This window comes from Ruegeria sp. AH12 (assembly GCF_056541465.1).
Map to the genome: position 1 here is coordinate 137273 of NZ_JBQFYL010000008.1, position 14292 is coordinate 151564.

Annotated in this window: 18 protein-coding genes; 4 read left to right on the forward strand and 14 right to left on the reverse strand. The window is 58.2% G+C overall.

The annotated features are described in order from the left end of the window. The first annotated feature begins 15 nt into the window (after nucleotides 1-15). Nucleotides 16-699: a DUF1045 domain-containing protein gene (locus tag ACR0EL_RS13690; protein WP_480500470.1), complete on the forward strand. Its 684-nt coding sequence runs from the start codon at nucleotides 16-18 to the stop codon at nucleotides 697-699. Here ACR0EL_RS13690 and phnN read toward each other — a convergent pair. The 8 genes from phnN to phnG are packed head-to-tail and all read right to left on the reverse strand — an operon-like array spanning nucleotide 681 to nucleotide 6277. Then, a complete protein-coding gene (gene phnN, locus ACR0EL_RS13695) occupies nucleotides 681-1229 on the reverse strand; it encodes a phosphonate metabolism protein/1,5-bisphosphokinase (PRPP-forming) PhnN (RefSeq protein ID WP_480500471.1) in 549 nt (182 codons plus the stop codon). The genes ACR0EL_RS13690 and phnN overlap by 19 nt on opposite strands. Then, nucleotides 1226-1909 carry a phosphonate C-P lyase system protein PhnL gene (gene phnL, locus ACR0EL_RS13700; protein ID WP_480500472.1) on the reverse strand — a complete coding sequence of 228 codons (684 nt, stop codon included), beginning with the start codon at nucleotides 1907-1909 and terminating at the stop codon, nucleotides 1226-1228. Before phnL ends, phnN begins: the two co-directional genes overlap by 4 nt. A gap of 22 nt (nucleotides 1910-1931) precedes the next feature. Further along, nucleotides 1932-2702 carry a phosphonate C-P lyase system protein PhnK gene (gene phnK, locus ACR0EL_RS13705; RefSeq protein ID WP_480500473.1) on the reverse strand — a complete coding sequence of 257 codons (771 nt, stop codon included), beginning with the start codon at nucleotides 2700-2702 and terminating at the stop codon, nucleotides 1932-1934. Next, the gene (locus tag ACR0EL_RS13710; protein WP_480500474.1) at nucleotides 2699-3559 is read right to left on the reverse strand and encodes an alpha-D-ribose 1-methylphosphonate 5-phosphate C-P-lyase PhnJ; all 861 of its coding nucleotides are present in this window, start codon (nucleotides 3557-3559) and stop codon (nucleotides 2699-2701) included. The genes phnK and ACR0EL_RS13710 overlap by 4 nt, the downstream gene beginning before the upstream one ends. Continuing rightward, on the reverse strand, nucleotides 3556-4152 hold the full coding sequence (locus ACR0EL_RS13715; RefSeq protein ID WP_480500475.1) for an HAD family hydrolase: 597 nt from the start codon (nucleotides 4150-4152) through the stop codon (nucleotides 3556-3558). The genes ACR0EL_RS13710 and ACR0EL_RS13715 overlap by 4 nt, the downstream gene beginning before the upstream one ends. Further along, nucleotides 4149-5240 (reverse strand): carbon-phosphorus lyase complex subunit, encoded by a 1092-nt coding sequence (locus ACR0EL_RS13720; protein ID WP_480500476.1) that lies wholly within the window; start codon nucleotides 5238-5240, stop codon nucleotides 4149-4151. The genes ACR0EL_RS13715 and ACR0EL_RS13720 overlap by 4 nt, the downstream gene beginning before the upstream one ends. A 3-nt stretch (nucleotides 5241-5243) precedes the next feature. Next, nucleotides 5244-5819 carry a phosphonate C-P lyase system protein PhnH gene (gene phnH / locus ACR0EL_RS13725; protein WP_480500478.1) on the reverse strand — a complete coding sequence of 192 codons (576 nt, stop codon included), beginning with the start codon at nucleotides 5817-5819 and terminating at the stop codon, nucleotides 5244-5246. Further along, nucleotides 5819-6277 (reverse strand): phosphonate C-P lyase system protein PhnG, encoded by a 459-nt coding sequence (phnG, locus tag ACR0EL_RS13730; RefSeq protein WP_480500479.1) that lies wholly within the window; start codon nucleotides 6275-6277, stop codon nucleotides 5819-5821. Before phnG ends, phnH begins: the two co-directional genes overlap by 1 nt. A gap of 102 nt (nucleotides 6278-6379) precedes the next feature. Between phnG and phnF the strand changes: the two genes are divergently transcribed. Further along, nucleotides 6380-7090 (forward strand): phosphonate metabolism transcriptional regulator PhnF, encoded by a 711-nt coding sequence (phnF, locus tag ACR0EL_RS13735; RefSeq protein ID WP_353012135.1) that lies wholly within the window; start codon nucleotides 6380-6382, stop codon nucleotides 7088-7090. Nucleotides 7091-7146: 56 nt separating this feature from the next. On the opposite strand, the gene ACR0EL_RS13740 is transcribed toward phnF, so the two are convergent. From ACR0EL_RS13740 to phnC, 5 genes are all read right to left on the reverse strand, one after another. Further along, nucleotides 7147-7761, reverse strand: a complete 615-nt coding sequence (locus ACR0EL_RS13740) for an LbetaH domain-containing protein (RefSeq protein WP_480500481.1) — start codon at nucleotides 7759-7761, stop codon at nucleotides 7147-7149. A 20-nt stretch (nucleotides 7762-7781) separates the two neighbouring features. Beyond that, entirely contained in the window at nucleotides 7782-9149 is a 1368-nt protein-coding gene (gene phnE / locus ACR0EL_RS13745) for a phosphonate ABC transporter, permease protein PhnE (RefSeq protein ID WP_480500483.1), read from the reverse strand. After that, the gene (gene phnE / locus ACR0EL_RS13750) at nucleotides 9146-10027 is read right to left on the reverse strand and encodes a phosphonate ABC transporter, permease protein PhnE (RefSeq protein WP_480500485.1); all 882 of its coding nucleotides are present in this window, start codon (nucleotides 10025-10027) and stop codon (nucleotides 9146-9148) included. Before phnE (ACR0EL_RS13750) ends, phnE (ACR0EL_RS13745) begins: the two co-directional genes overlap by 4 nt. A 65-nt stretch (nucleotides 10028-10092) precedes the next feature. Then, nucleotides 10093-10995 (reverse strand): phosphonate ABC transporter substrate-binding protein, encoded by a 903-nt coding sequence (phnD, locus tag ACR0EL_RS13755; RefSeq protein ID WP_480500486.1) that lies wholly within the window; start codon nucleotides 10993-10995, stop codon nucleotides 10093-10095. 63 nt (nucleotides 10996-11058) lie between these two features. Further along, nucleotides 11059-11880 (reverse strand): phosphonate ABC transporter ATP-binding protein, encoded by an 822-nt coding sequence (gene phnC, locus ACR0EL_RS13760; protein WP_480500487.1) that lies wholly within the window; start codon nucleotides 11878-11880, stop codon nucleotides 11059-11061. Between the two features lie 163 nt (nucleotides 11881-12043). Between phnC and rpe the strand changes: the two genes are divergently transcribed. Continuing rightward, nucleotides 12044-12727, forward strand: a complete 684-nt coding sequence (gene rpe, locus ACR0EL_RS13765) for a ribulose-phosphate 3-epimerase (RefSeq protein ID WP_480500488.1) — start codon at nucleotides 12044-12046, stop codon at nucleotides 12725-12727. A gap of 86 nt (nucleotides 12728-12813) precedes the next feature. Here rpe and ACR0EL_RS13770 read toward each other — a convergent pair whose 3' ends face one another. Further along, nucleotides 12814-13968: a tetratricopeptide repeat protein gene (locus ACR0EL_RS13770; protein ID WP_480500489.1), complete on the reverse strand. Its 1155-nt coding sequence runs from the start codon at nucleotides 13966-13968 to the stop codon at nucleotides 12814-12816. A gap of 85 nt (nucleotides 13969-14053) precedes the next feature. On the opposite strand from ACR0EL_RS13770, the gene ACR0EL_RS13775 reads away from it, so the two are divergent. After that, a partial coding sequence (locus ACR0EL_RS13775; RefSeq protein ID WP_480500490.1) for a hypothetical protein occupies nucleotides 14054-14292 on the forward strand: 239 nt, incomplete at its 3' end.

Below are 14292 nucleotides of genomic sequence, written 5' to 3' on the forward strand. Positions count from 1 at the left end.
CAATAGGAGGCCAATGTGACATTCACGCGATACGCGATCTATTTTGCGCCACCCGCCAAGGCGGATTGGACGGTTTTTGCAACCAGCTGGCTGGGCTGGGATATGGAAAGCGGAACGCAGGTCGCACATCCACCGATCGATGGTGTTGACGTGGCCGCCGTGACCGAGGTGCCCCGCAAATACGGGCTGCACGCGACTATGAAACCCCCATTTCGCCTGCGCGATGGCCAAAGCTTTGAGGCTTTGCAACGGGCCTGCGAAACGCTTGCGGCCAACCAAACGTCGGTTAATCTGGACGGGCTTGAAATTGCGCGTCTGGGTCGATTTCTGGCCTTGCGTCCGGTTGGCGATATGGCAGCGCTGAATGCGTTGGCCGCCGCCTGCGTGACAGAGCTTGATAGGTTCCGCGCGCCCGCATCCGAGACCGAGCTGGCGCGTCGCCGTGCCGCCAATCTGACCCCGGAACAGGGCGCCCATCTGATCAGATGGGGCTATCCTTACGTGCTGGATGCGTTCCGGTTTCACATCACGCTGAGCGGGAAGTTGGACAAACCCTCTCTGGCCGCGACCGAAACTGCGCTTCAAGCGCATTTGGGTCCGCTTTTGCCAAAGCCCTTCCAGATCAACGATCTGGCTTTGATGGGCGAGGCCGAGGATGGGCGGTTTCACCTGATCCATCGTTACGCGCTTTCCAGTTGAAGTCGGTTCAGGATCTCGCTGACCGTATCGTCCAGCGCGCCTGAATTGTCGATTTCGAACACGCAGTCCAGCCCCTCGGGCAAGGGGGCGCGTGCCCGACCCAGCCGGCGGGTCTGTTCAGCGCTGTTTTCTCGCCCGCGCGCTGCAAGACGCTTGGCCAGAACTTCAGCGCTGGCCGTCAGCGAAACCACAACCAAATCCCCGAAGACCTCCTGCGCCTGCATTAACACGGACCGAGAGAAGTTCACCAATACAGCGCTGCAATTCTTGCGCTGCTCAGCTATCTGAGACGGCACGCCATATAGCAACCCATGGGCCGACCAATGTAGCGCAAAGGCCCCGTCCAGTACCATCTGTTCGAACAAATCGACCGAGACGCGGTCAAAATCCTCGCCCTCTTCCCCTTCGGGCCGGGTGATCACACGGCGCAACCGCTGAATACTCGGCGCGCGGGCCTCAAGCGCCTCCATCACGCTGTCTTTGCCAACCCCTGAGGGACCGACAACAGCAATGACCGGAGCCAAGGTCATGCGGCTTTCCCGGGGGTAAAGCCCGACACGTCAATCTCGCGGTCACACACGCGCTGACGGGCTTCGATGTCGTGGAAGATACCCACAATCGCGGCCCCGCGCGCTTTTGCCTCTTCGATCAGGGACAGAACCGTCTCGCGGTTTTGCGCATCCAGACTGGCTGTCGGTTCGTCCAGCAACATCGCCGGATATTCATGCGCGAAACCGCGTGCGATGTTGACCCGCTGCTGCTCGCCACCCGAAAACGTGGTCGGGCTCAGCGCCCACAGTCGTTCAGGTATGTTCAACCGCTTGAGGAGCCCTGCGGCCTTGTCCAAGGCGATCTGCTTGTCATGACCCAGGGCCAGCAACGGCTCGGCCACAACCTCCAGCGTCGGCACCCTCGGGACCACCCGTAGAAACTGACTGACATAGCCCAGCGTCTCGCGCCGCAGCGCCAGAATCTCGCGTGGTTCGGCCTGTGCCACGTCCAGCCCGCCGACCAGAACCTTGCCCGAGGCCGCCAGATAATTCCCGTAGATCACACGCATCAGTGTGGATTTCCCCGCGCCCGAGGCCCCGGTCAGCGCGACGCATTCGCCCGCGCCGACCTTTAACGAGGCCCCTTCCATAACCGGGATAACCGCGCTGCCCTGATTGTGCAGGGTAAAGCTCTTGCTTACTTCGTTCAGCTCAATCATCGCTTTATCTTTTCCCAAATACTCAAACCTGCAGAACGCTGGATACCAGCAGCTGCGTATAGGCATGTTGCGGATCGTCCAGCACCTGATCGGTCAACCCGGCCTCGACCACATGGCCGTCTTTCATCACCATCAATCGGTCGGCCAGCAGGCGCACAACGGCCAGGTCATGGGTGACAATGATGGCGCTCAGCCCCATTTCGCGGACAAGACCACGCAGCAGGTCCAGCAGGCGCGCCTGAACCGAAACATCCAGCCCGCCGGTCGGTTCATCCATGAATACCAGCCGGGGACCCGTGACCAGATTGCGTGCAATCTGCAAACGTTGCTGCATCCCGCCTGAAAACGCTGTGGGTCGGTCATCCACGCGCGCCTCGCTGATCTCAACACGCCCCAGCCAATCAATGGCCTTATCCCGGATATCGCCATAGTGACGACCCCCCACAGCCATCAACCGTTCGCCAATATTGCCGCCCGCACTGACGGACATCCGCAGACCATCGCGGGCGTGCTGATGGACAAAGGCCCAATCGGTACGGCTGAGCATCCGGCGTTCGGGTTCCGACATGGTCACGGTGTCCACCGGACCATCCGCGCGAGTGTCAAAGACCACCTGCCCGGCATCCGGTTCTAGGTGGCCAGCCAAGCAGTTCAGCAGTGTCGATTTGCCCGAGCCGCTTTCGCCCACGATCCCCATCACCTCGCCGGGGTAGAGATCGAAGCTGACATCCGCGCATCCGATCCGCGTGCCGTAATGTTTCTGAATACCTTTGACTTGCAACAAGGGGGTCATGCCGCGTTCTCCTTGGTCATTGGACCAACATGGCCCGCCTCGCGGCGCGACCGGCAGTAATCAGTGTCCGAGCAGACGAACATGCGATTGCCGGCGTCATCGGTGATGACCTCATCCAGATAACTGTCCGTCGCCCCACACAGATCACAGCAGTGATCGGCCTTGGTCGCCTCGAACGGGTAATCCTCGAAATCCAGGCTGACGACCTTCGTGTGTGGCGGCACTGCATAAATCCGTTGTTCGCGCCCCGCGCCAAACAGCTGGATCGCGTCCATCTCAAGCTTGGGGTTATCGAATTTCGGAATCGGGGACGGATCCATCACATACCGTTCCGATACTTTCACCGGATAGGCGTAAGAAGTCGAAATCGCGCCATGCTGGCTGATATCTTCATACAGCTTCACATGCATCAGCCCGTATTCCTCTAGGCTGTGCATCTTGCGTGTCTCGGTCTCGCGCGGCTCCAGAAAACGCAGAGGCTCGGGGATCGGCACCTGATAGACCAATATCTGATCTTCGGTCAGCTTCGCCTCGGGGATGCGGTGGCGGGTCTGGATAACCGTCGCCTTGTCCGTTTCCTCAGTGGTCTCCACACCTGCGGTGTTTTCAAAGAACTTCCGGATCGAAACCGCATTGGTGGTGTCATCCGCGCCCTGATCGATCACCTTGAACGTATCATCCGGCGTCAGCGTCGCAGCCGAGACCTGCACCCCGCCCGTGCCCCAACCATAGGGCATCGGCATCTCGCGGCTGGCGAATGGCACTTGATAGCCTGGAACCGCCAACCCTTTGAGAATGGCGCGGCGGATCATCCGCTTGGTCTGTTCGTCCAGATAGGCGAAATTATACTCGCTCATAAGAACCCTCTTTCAGTTAGCGCGATGTCCAGCGCTTTTGGCGTGGTGAAATGGATACCGTCCATGCCGACTGACTTTGCGCCTTCGACGTTGTGCAACCCGTCATCAATGAAAACGCAGTCTTCTGGCGCTACTCCCGCACGATCACATAGCATGTGGTAAATACGGGCATCCGGCTTCATCACACCTTCTTGCCCAGACACGACCAGAGTGCCGAAGACCTCACCCAAACGTGGATGGACCTTCAGACCTTCGGGCCAGGTTTCAGCAGACCAATTGGTGATGGCGTGGACTGGGGTTCCTTGAGATTTCAACCGGTCCAACACGTCCCAAGTTCCATGGATCGCGTTTTCTACCGTCCGGGCGTAAAGCGAAACATAGTCTACAAACAGGTTTTGGTCTTGCGGGTCGTCCAACTCCTGAGCCAGTTCAGCGAACTGCTCACCATTGTCCGCACGCGCGTTCTTTTCCCGAAAACCCGTTCTTTCGATAAACGCATGAGCAGCCTCTTCTGAACCCAGCGCTTCGACCCAAGCCAATTGCGGCTGCCAATCAATCAGCACACCGCCAATATCGAAAACGACCGCCTTCATTCCGCGGCCTCCCTGGGCGCAATCCGCTCTTCGGCCTCGCGGCGCAGTTTGCGGACCAATTCCAGTTCGGACTGGAAATCCACGTAATGCGGCAGTTTGATATGTTCGAGGAAGCCGGTCGCCTGGATGTTGTCCGAGTGGCTCAGAACAAACTCTTCGTCCTGCGCCGCAGCACCAACAAAATCCTCGCCCAGTTCTTTCCAGCGCAGCGCGCGATCAACCAAGGCCATCGAGATGGATTTCCGTTCTGATTGCCCGAACACCAAGCCATAGCCGCGCGTGAATTGCGGCGGTTCGGTCTTGGAGCCCTTGAACTGATTCACCGTTTCACATTCGGTCAACTCAACCTCGCCAATGTCGATGGCAAAACCCAATTCGGGGATATCCATCTCAACCGCGACCTTGCCGATCCGCAGCTCGCCGACAAAGGCGTGGTTGCGGGCATAGCCGCGCTGGGTTGAGTACGCCATGCCCAGCACAAACCCCTCATCCCCGCGCGTCAAAGATTGCAGGCGCAAGGGGCGGTTCGACGGGAACTCCAGTGGTTCGCGCGTCAGGTCACCGGGTGTTTCATCACTGGTAACTTCATCCTGAATGATATCCTCACCCTTGAGGAATTCGGTGATATGTGGCGTGGATTCGGTGCGTGCCGCCCCTTCCGGCGCGGTGGGCACCTCACCATCGGCGGCCAATTTGAAGTCCAGCAGACGGTGGGTGTAGTCGAAAGTCGGGCCCAGAACCTGCCCACCGGGCGCGTCCTTGAACGTGGCCGAGATCCGTCGGTCACAGTCCATCTGCCCCGTTTCAACCGGGTTTGAATACCCAAAGCGCGGCAAGGTCGTGCGATAGGCGCGGATCAGAAAAATCGCTTCAATCAGATCCCCACGCGCCTGTTTGATCGCCAATGCAGCCAGATCAGGATCATACAGAGAGCCCTCGGCCATGACGCGGTTCACCGCAAGGCTCAGCTGCTCACGGATCTGCGCAAGGCTCAACTCGGCCACGTCGGTTGATCCACGCCGTTCCTCGGCCAGCCAGGCATGGGCGTTTTCAATCGCCTTTTCGCCACCTTTGACAGCTACATACATGGCTCAGCCTCCTACCGTGATCTGCGTGCTGCGCGGCAGAGCCGCAACCTGATCGCCGCAGGTCAGAAAGAAATCACATCCCAACGGGTAGAGCGCCGCGTTAGCTTGCAGAACAGCCACATCCGGTAGTGACAACTGGGCGACATCCTTGATACCTGGCCCAGACAGAACCGCACCTGACGCCTGCAGGTCATCGCACTCCACGATCAACGTGGTCGAGCGGTCGGGGTATTCCGGCGTTCCAATACGATACGCATTGAGGGCCCCCAAATCCTGCCAGGTTCCAACGGCAAAATCCGCCTCAGACGCGGCAACCAAAGGTGCCCCAGTGTGAAAGGTCAGCCACTTGCGCACTGCGTCGGTGTCGACTGCCCCGGCCAGGTACAGCTTGGTTTCCGGATCGCAAAGCGTCAGCAGCAGGGTCGCCGCCGCAACCGACAAGGGCGCCGGAGGAACAGCGCCGGTCAGGCTGCGAATCTCACCCGGTCGGGCCATGACTGTCATGGCTGCGCGGAAGGCATGTGCCGCCTGGATAGGGGCGTTATCAAATCCGCCGGAAAACTGTGCTTGTTCCGACATCAGTCTTCCCCCCGCACCATCGTGAAGAACTCGACCTTCGTCGCCGCCGCCTTGGCCGCGCGCGCCGTTTTCGACGCCTGCATGTGCCGATTAAGCGGTTCCAGAAGCTCTGACCTCAATGTCCCCGCCGCAGGGGTCTGCATCATCGCATCGATCAGCGCGGCAGCTTCGGCCTTAGGTTTTGACCGCCCCTGCACATATCCGTGCCCAACGGTGCCATCTTCCAGAACAACGGAGCAGCGGGTCACAGTCATTTCACCCAGATTGAACGGTGCGCCAGTGCTGCCTGCGCGACCACGAACCATGACGCCACCGACTTCAGGACGGCGCAGCCAGTCAAAATGTGGACGGTCGGGAAGCCCATTCCACAGCGCCAACATCGCCTCTTCTGGTGCGCGCGCCAGAAGGCCCATCCATTCTTGCCGTGCGGCAGTCTCAAATTCTGTCTGATATGTCATCAAAGCCTCTTGGCGGGGTTGTCTACATATACTATACAACTAGACAAATATTACCCTGCAGGGATCTGCACTGCAATCGAAACTCTGTGAATATTTGATGACATGAGCAAAACACCGATCTGGAAAAGCATCTCGCTCAGCCTGACCTCTGACATAGCTGAAGGGCGGTACCAAACCGGGGATCGAATCCCGACCGAGGCGCAGCTGGCCGCAAAACATGGCGTCAACCGCCATACTGTGCGGCGGGCATTGTCGGATATGGCAAAACAGGGCCTGGTTCACGCGCGCCGCGGCGCAGGTGTGTTCGTGGCTGCCCGCCCAACCGATTATCCCATCGGCAAACGTGTCCGGTACCACAAGAACATATCGGCCAGCGGCAAGATTCCGGGCAAACAGATTCTCTCGCTGACAACCCGCGCCGCAGATGAGGCCGAAGCTGATGCACTTCAGCTAAACACTGGCGACCCCGTGCACGTCTATGATGGATTATCTTTGGCCGATGGGCAGCCGATCGGGCTGTTTCAAAGTGTTTTCCCGGCCCTGCGATTTCCCGATCTCTTGAAAGCTCTGCAAGACACGCAATCCGTCACAAAGGCGCTGCAGACCTGTGGTGTATCCGATTACACCCGAATATCGACCAGGCTGACCGCGCGGGCGGCAACGGCAACTCAAGCTTTGCATCTGCATCTCAGCGAAGGAGCCCCGGTGCTGTTTTCAACCGGGATCAACGCAGACCCCGATGGCAATCCAGTGGAACTTGGCCGGACCGTTTTTGCCGGTGAGCGCGTGACCTTGACCCTGAATGAGGATTGATCACGCGGGTTTCGGCGGTTCTTCGAACTTCTGAAGGAGGCCTTATCCCTTGATGCCTATTCGTATTTTTCTAAAAACGCCTCAGCATCTAGCGCGCGAAAATCCGGCAAGGCCCTGCGCAGGTGTGCATTGTCCCAATCCCACCAGGCCAATGCCATCATGCGGTCGGCTACGTCGACGGAAAAGCGGCGGCGTATCTCAGTCGCCGTGACACCCCCGACAATTGTAAAAGGCGCAACATCCTTTGTGACGACGGCCCCGGCAGCCACAACCGCGCCATGCCCGATTGTAATCTCGGGTTTGATCATGGCACCATGGCCAATCCAAGTGTCATGGCCAATCCTAGCAGTACGGCTGGCCCGATGGGCGAACCAGTCGGCATCATCCTCTTCATCGTCCCAATAACTCGCCGATCGATATAGAAAATGATGCAGTGACGCTTTCTCCATGGGGTGATCTGTTGCACCGATGCGGGTGAAACTGGCGATATTGGCGAATTTGCCGATCTCGGCATTGGCGATGTCGCAAGTCCGGTCACAATAGGAATAGTCACCCCAGACCGAATTTGCGACACGGCTACCCGCGCCGATCTCGACATATTCACCAAACTGACTGTTGGTGATCTGACAATCGGGGTGAATGAACGGCTGATCTGCACGCAGTCTTGGCATGGTCTGGTCCAATTATTCAGTCAGGGCAAAAGGAAGGGTTTACGTCTAGAATCACGCGGCTTTCGCGTCTTCCCTGACTCTCCCTGGATCAATCGACGGCGTAGCCAGCCCGAGAACCAGTCCATCAGCATCACCATCAGAATGATCAGGACGATGTAGTAGGCGACCTCTTCCCAGTCCTTTTGCGTGATGATCGCTTGGGTCAGCAACAGGCCGATACCCCCACCGGTAATGGCACCAATCACGGTGGCGCTGCGGGTGTTGGATTCGAGGAAATACAAAAGCTGGCTTAGCAGAACAGGCGTGATCTGAGGGATAACCCCAAAACGATAGCGCTGCGTGGCGTTGGCCCCGGTCGATTGCACGCCTTCGATCTGTTTCTGGTCCACATTCTCCAACGCTTCCGAGAAGATCTTGCCGAAGGTGCCAGTGTCCGTCACCAGCATTGCCAGAGCCCCGGTTAACGGGCCGGGGCCAAAGGCGCGGGCCAACACAACGGTCCAGATCAACGCATCCACACCCCGTACGAAGTCAAAGATACGGCGGGTGAAAAACCGGGCGGATTTCAGCGGGTTGAAGTTGCGCGTGGCCAGGAACGCCAGCGGCAACGCCACGATGGCCGCACCGAACGTACCTAGGAACGCCATCAGAATTGTTTCGAAAATCGCCCAAGCCACGTCCTGGTGCCGCCACATCTTATTGGTCCAGAAGTCGTTGAAAATGGCCCCCGCTTCACCACTGGCAGCACGCCCGGCCAACTCAGAGAAAGGCTGGCCATAATACGGGCTATCCAGCGTGAACCAGAACAGCTCCCACCCGTTGAAGTACCGGAATACTTCGGCGCGGTTTCGGGTCACCGTCAGGCGGCCCGCATCCGTGGTGATGGCCATCCGGTTTTTCGAAACATTGATCCACTCGGGGACATCACCCGGTGGCAATTCAGCCTGCACCCCGGCGGCGCGCGTCGGTGTGGCGCGCACGGTGCCATAGCCGGGAATGTCATATTCAATCGTTTCCGGACCGAAACGGACAACATGCCCGTCCTCCAGATCGATCACGGTTGTTTCGCCCAGCGCGACCCAATCCGGGGCCTCACCTTCGGGATAGGCGCCCTTGCGTTCGCCCTCGATGGCGGCTGAAACCTCGCCGGTGCGATTGTCCCGCTCGATATGGGTTTTATAGCTGTAACTGTCTGCAACCAGCGTTTTGCCATTCTCCAGATTGGCGCGGGCTGTCAGACCCGGCACGTCAAAGGCGAAGAAAACATAGGTCAGATAGACCAGAACCAGGACAGGCAGACCGAAATTCATCAGGCGCTTGCGGCTAAACAGGCGGTCCGCCTCGGCCTTCAGCTCATCAATCGACAGATCGGTTGCGAACGTGCTCATGCTGAGGCTCCTTTTTCCGAGCCATGGGTCAGGCGGTCGCGCAGCACACCTGAGATCTGGTCCACAACGACGATAGTGACAAAGAGAAGAAAGAAGATGGCCGCCGCTTCGTCATAGCGCCCCTGCCCCCAGGACATCGAGTTCCTCAGCTCATAGCCCAGACCACCAGCCCCGACGAAGCCGAGGATGGCAGACGCGCGAATGTTGATCTCGAACCGCAGCAGCGCATAGCTGACGTAGTTCGGGCCGACCTGCGGGATGACACCCAAATACATACGCTGAGACCAATTGGCTCCGGCTGAGTGCAGCCCTTCAACGGGCTTTAGTGAAGCGTTTTCGTTCACTTCCGAGAACAACTTGCCCAGTGCGCCGGCTGTATGGATCGCAATCGCGATCATCGCAGGAACCGGGCCGCCGCCCAGAACGAAGATCAGCACCAGCGCAATGACAATCTCGGGGATTGCGCGACAGATATCGGCAATACGTCGGAACAGCGGGATAAGTGCAGGCCAAAGCGCCATGCCACGCGTCGACATCAAGGCCAGAAACGTCCCTGCGATGGTCCCGATCAGGGTCGAGGCTGCGGCAATGTTGATCGTCTCGATCAGAGCCGGGAAAAACTTGACCAGGTTCTCGGACATCGACCCGATCTTCTCCCACGCCTCGGACAGAACCTCGGTGGGATAGTCGAAAATACGGCGCCAGCCATCGATAAAGCTGCCTGCGTTGCGGCTGTCTGCGGTGCGGAAACCCGCGGCCATCAGCGCAACAAAAAGGATCAGAAGAATACCACCATAGACCCGCTTGCGCCGTGTCATATCGGAATAGTCGGCCCGGATCTGGTCGACGGTCTGGGACCCTGCGGTCAGGTCTGTCATGGAATGCTCCTGAGTGGAAATCGGGGCCCGGCAGAAACCGGCCCCCGAACTTGGAAGATGCAGGCTTAGTTGGACTTCAGCTTGCGTGCTTCGATGATGACTTCGTAGGCTTCATGCGAGATCGGCTCGAACGCTTTGGCTTCGCCCGCTGCAACACCGTAGAAGCATTCACGGTCTTTCTCAGCCAGACCTGCCATCAGGGCAGTCATCTTCTCTTTGACATCCGCAGGCAGTGCGGTGCGCAGAACAACTGGGCCTTCCGGGATCGGCTTGGACTGCCAGATCATGACCATGTCGTTCATGTCGACCAGACCTGCATCAACTGCACGGCGTAGGGCGCCCGAGTTGAAACCATCTTCCCAGTCGCCCAGACCGTCAGCCCAGGTTACACCGCCGTCAACGTCACCATTGTTGACCGCTACGATGGTCTGCTCGTGGCCACCGGTGAATTTCACTTCACCAAAGTAGTCACCCGATTCCATGGTCGAACCGGTCGCGGCAGGGATTTCGATCGACGGGATCAGGTAGCCCGAGGTCGAGTTCGGATCGCCAAAGCCAAAGGTCTTGCCCTTCATTTCTTCCAGCGAGGTGATGCCGCTGTCTTTGCGAGCAAAACCGATCGAGTAGTAGCCGTAACCACCGTCCAGGTTCACTTTAACCAAAACCGGCTCAACCGCTTCGGGGTCGCTCAGATAGGTTTTTGCATAACCCGACGCACCCAGCCAGGCCATGTCGATGGTGCCGCCCAGCAGGCCCTGGATCACGCCATCATAGTCGGCAGGGGCGAACAGCTTGGTTTCAACACCCAGAGCTTCTTCGGTGTATTCACGCAGACATTCGTTGTTGTTCAGGCGATCCTGGGCGTTTTCGCCGCCCAGAATGCCAATGCGGAACTCGCTGATTTCGTCAGCCAGGACCGGTGTGGCCAGGGCCGTGGTTGCAGCAAGGGCAGCAATCAGTTTTTTCATCTGTCTCTCTCCAGTTGATGTGCCGGCCGTTCATCAGCCGGTCGATGAAGGGGGGTAGGTGGCTCAGATGGTCGCTTCTGCTTCCATCAACGCCTTCTGGGTGGCATCCAGAATCTCGATCTCGGTCGAGGTTGCCTCTTCCGAGAAGCTGGCGTCTGCCCCGTAGATCTCGCGGGCGACGCCGGTTGTCAGTTGCTCGGGCAGGCCATCAAAGACGATGCGCCCGTCGCGCATACCGACCACGCGGTCGCAGTAGCGGCGCGCAGTGTCTAGCGTGTGCAGGTTGGCGATGACCGTGCGGCCATCTTCTTCGTGGATGCGACGCAGCGCCTGCATCACGACCTGTGCGTTCATCGGGTCGAGTGAGGCAATCGGCTCATCCGCCAGAATCATCTTTGGGTCCTGCATCAGGGCGCGAGCAATGGCGACGCGCTGCTGCTGTCCGCCCGAAAGTGCTTCGGCCCGTTTAGGCGCGTGTTCGGCGATCCCCAGACGATCCAGAATATCGATGGCACGATGGATCTCTGCCATTGGGTATAGGTTGAACATGGTGGCCAACGTCGAATGACGGTTCAGCGTACCATGCAGCACGTTCGAGACCACATCCATGCGCGGCACTAGATTGAACTGCTGAAAGATCATCGCGCAATCGGCCTGCCAGGCGCGTTTCTCACGGCCCTTCAGTTTCGTGACATCGCGGCCCTCGAACAAAATCTCGCCTTCGGTCGAATCCGTCAGACGGTTGATCATCCGCAACAGGGTCGATTTGCCCGCGCCCGAGCGCCCGATGATGCCGATCATGCACGGCTTATCTACATCCAGCGTTGCCGCATCAACGGCGGTATTCTCGCCGAAGCGCTTGGTCAGTTTCTCGATCCGCAGCACGTGCCACCCCCAATTCGTATTGGCGGTCAGCTACAGACACCACAAAACGGATATGTGTCAGCGTGATGAAAGTTTTGTAACGACGCACAAAGCACCGGGACTATCCTTCCCTGGCTGGCGCGGGTATACGCGACCGCGACTCTTCAGCTGATACGAGACCACCATGAGCTTTGACCGCACCATCAAGATCGCGCCTTCCATTCTGTCTGCCGATTTCGCCAATTTCGGTGCCGAGATTCAGGCCATCGAAGCGCAAGGCGCAGATTGGGTTCATGTCGACGTGATGGACGGCCATTTTGTCCCGAACCTGACATTCGGTCCCCCGGCGGTGAAGGCCTTCCGTCCTCATGTGAAAACCGTGATGGACGTGCACCTGATGATCGCCCCGGTTGATCCCTATATTCAGGCTTATGCCGATGCTGGCGCCGACATCCTGACCGCCCATGTAGAGGCTGGCCCGCACACGCACCGAACCCTGCAGGCGATCCGGGCCACTGGCATGAAGGCCGGCATCGCGCTGAACCCCGGCACTCCTGCCGAGGCGGTCGAGCATCTGCTGGACCTTACTGATCTGGTTTGTGTGATGACCGTGAACCCGGGCTTTGGCGGCCAGAAGTTCATCGACATGACCACAAAGATCCGCAAGCTGCGCCAGATGATCGGCGACCGCCCGGTGCATATTGAAATCGACGGCGGCGTTGATCCCCGGACTGCTCCTCTGGTCACTGCGGCCGGTGCCGACGTACTGGTCGCCGGGTCAGCGGTGTTCAAGGGCGGGTCGGTAGATCAGCCTGAGGTCTATGGCGAGAATATCCGGGCAGTACGTGCGGCGGCAGAGGGTGGTTGAGTTTAGGACCACAGCTCGGACGATCAGATTGACCGCTGTACGCAACACGCCGCACCAACCCGGATACGCCCAAGAGGATTGATGCCTTATCCTTGGTTCCCATTGCTGTGGCGGACGCGCATCCTAAGGGCCTGCACGATGCGCCCTTCTGCCACCAAAGCTGAGAGGAAATCTCCCAAGTAGTCTTCCGACAAGCCAGCCTCAATTGCCATGTCAAAGGTGCTCTCAGCGGCTTTGAACTGCCCTTCGTTCAACATGACCAGCGCATTCACATACTGTGTGTAAGGCTCATCAGGGCTTAGCTTCAGCGCCCTATTGATTGCGCCTCGGGCCTCTGTCGTTTTGTCAAGCCAAAGGGCTATCTCTGCATGAAAACGATGATCAATATGATTGGCGTCGTCCCGCTTGACGCTGCGCCGTATCTGAACCAGCGCCGCCTCGAACTCATAATCCGCAGCAAGAAGATCAGCCCGCCAATACAAAAGGTAACTGTTTGGCCCGGCCATTTCTTCGGCTGTTTGTAGCACTTCATGCGCCTTCGCCCTGCGCCCCATCGCTGAAAGCGCCCGAGCCTTGCGAACATAACCATCCGCCTCATCGGGAGTGGCGTTAATAACTGCCTCGGCATCTGCCAGCGCCTGCTTGGGACGATCCAGCATCAAAAGGATAAGAGAGCGGCGGGATTTCCCGGCAACAAAATCCGGATCCAACTCGAGCGTGCGTGTTATGTAGTTGAAGGCTTCTTCCCATTCATCCTGCTCGATCAGAACGACAGCCATACCGTACTGTGCATTGGCGTCGAATGAATCAATTTCGGTAGCGGTTCGAAACAATTCCAGTGCTTCGTCATAGCGAAACTGGTCGGTTAGGCTCCACGCTAGTTCCCGGATACCCCATGTATATTCAGGGTCCAGCGCCAGCGCGAGGCGCATGCTTTCTTCGTATTCATCGAACTCAACTTGACCACTGTGGCGATCACTTGCTGCCAGTCCTGACAGGCTTTCCGCAGATGGCTTGCGCGCAACCGCTTTGCGAAACCACTCACTGGCTTGGACATAATCATCCCGGTAGTAGTAAATCCAGGCGCGCCCCTGCAGCCCGGGTTCTGCATTCGGGTTTATGTCGAGGATTTCCGAGAATGCGTCTTCGGATTTGTCCAATTTCCCAAGGTCGAAATACGCCCATGCGAGCACATCCAACATCTCGATGCGCTGCCTGTCAGACGCGTCGACATCACCCAATCCTTGCTGGCAGATTTCGACCAGGCGCTCCGCAGTCTCGGAACCCTCAAGACAAGCAGAGGCAAAGGTGGCCTGGGAATTCGTAATGAGCGGCCTGGAAAGGCCTTCTGCAGCGCCAAAACTCAACAAGAGTAAGGCCAGAACTGTGGATTCAAGAAACCTGGTGATCAAAGTCGGCATATTACCTGAATATCTTTTGTTCGTTTCAAACAGAATAACGCGAATTGTGATGACGAAAAGGCCGCCCCTTTTTGGGACGGCCTTCTTAAGTTCAACCGAGTTGCTCTCGGCAGATTTTCCTTTGGAAAATCGCCTGCCGCAACC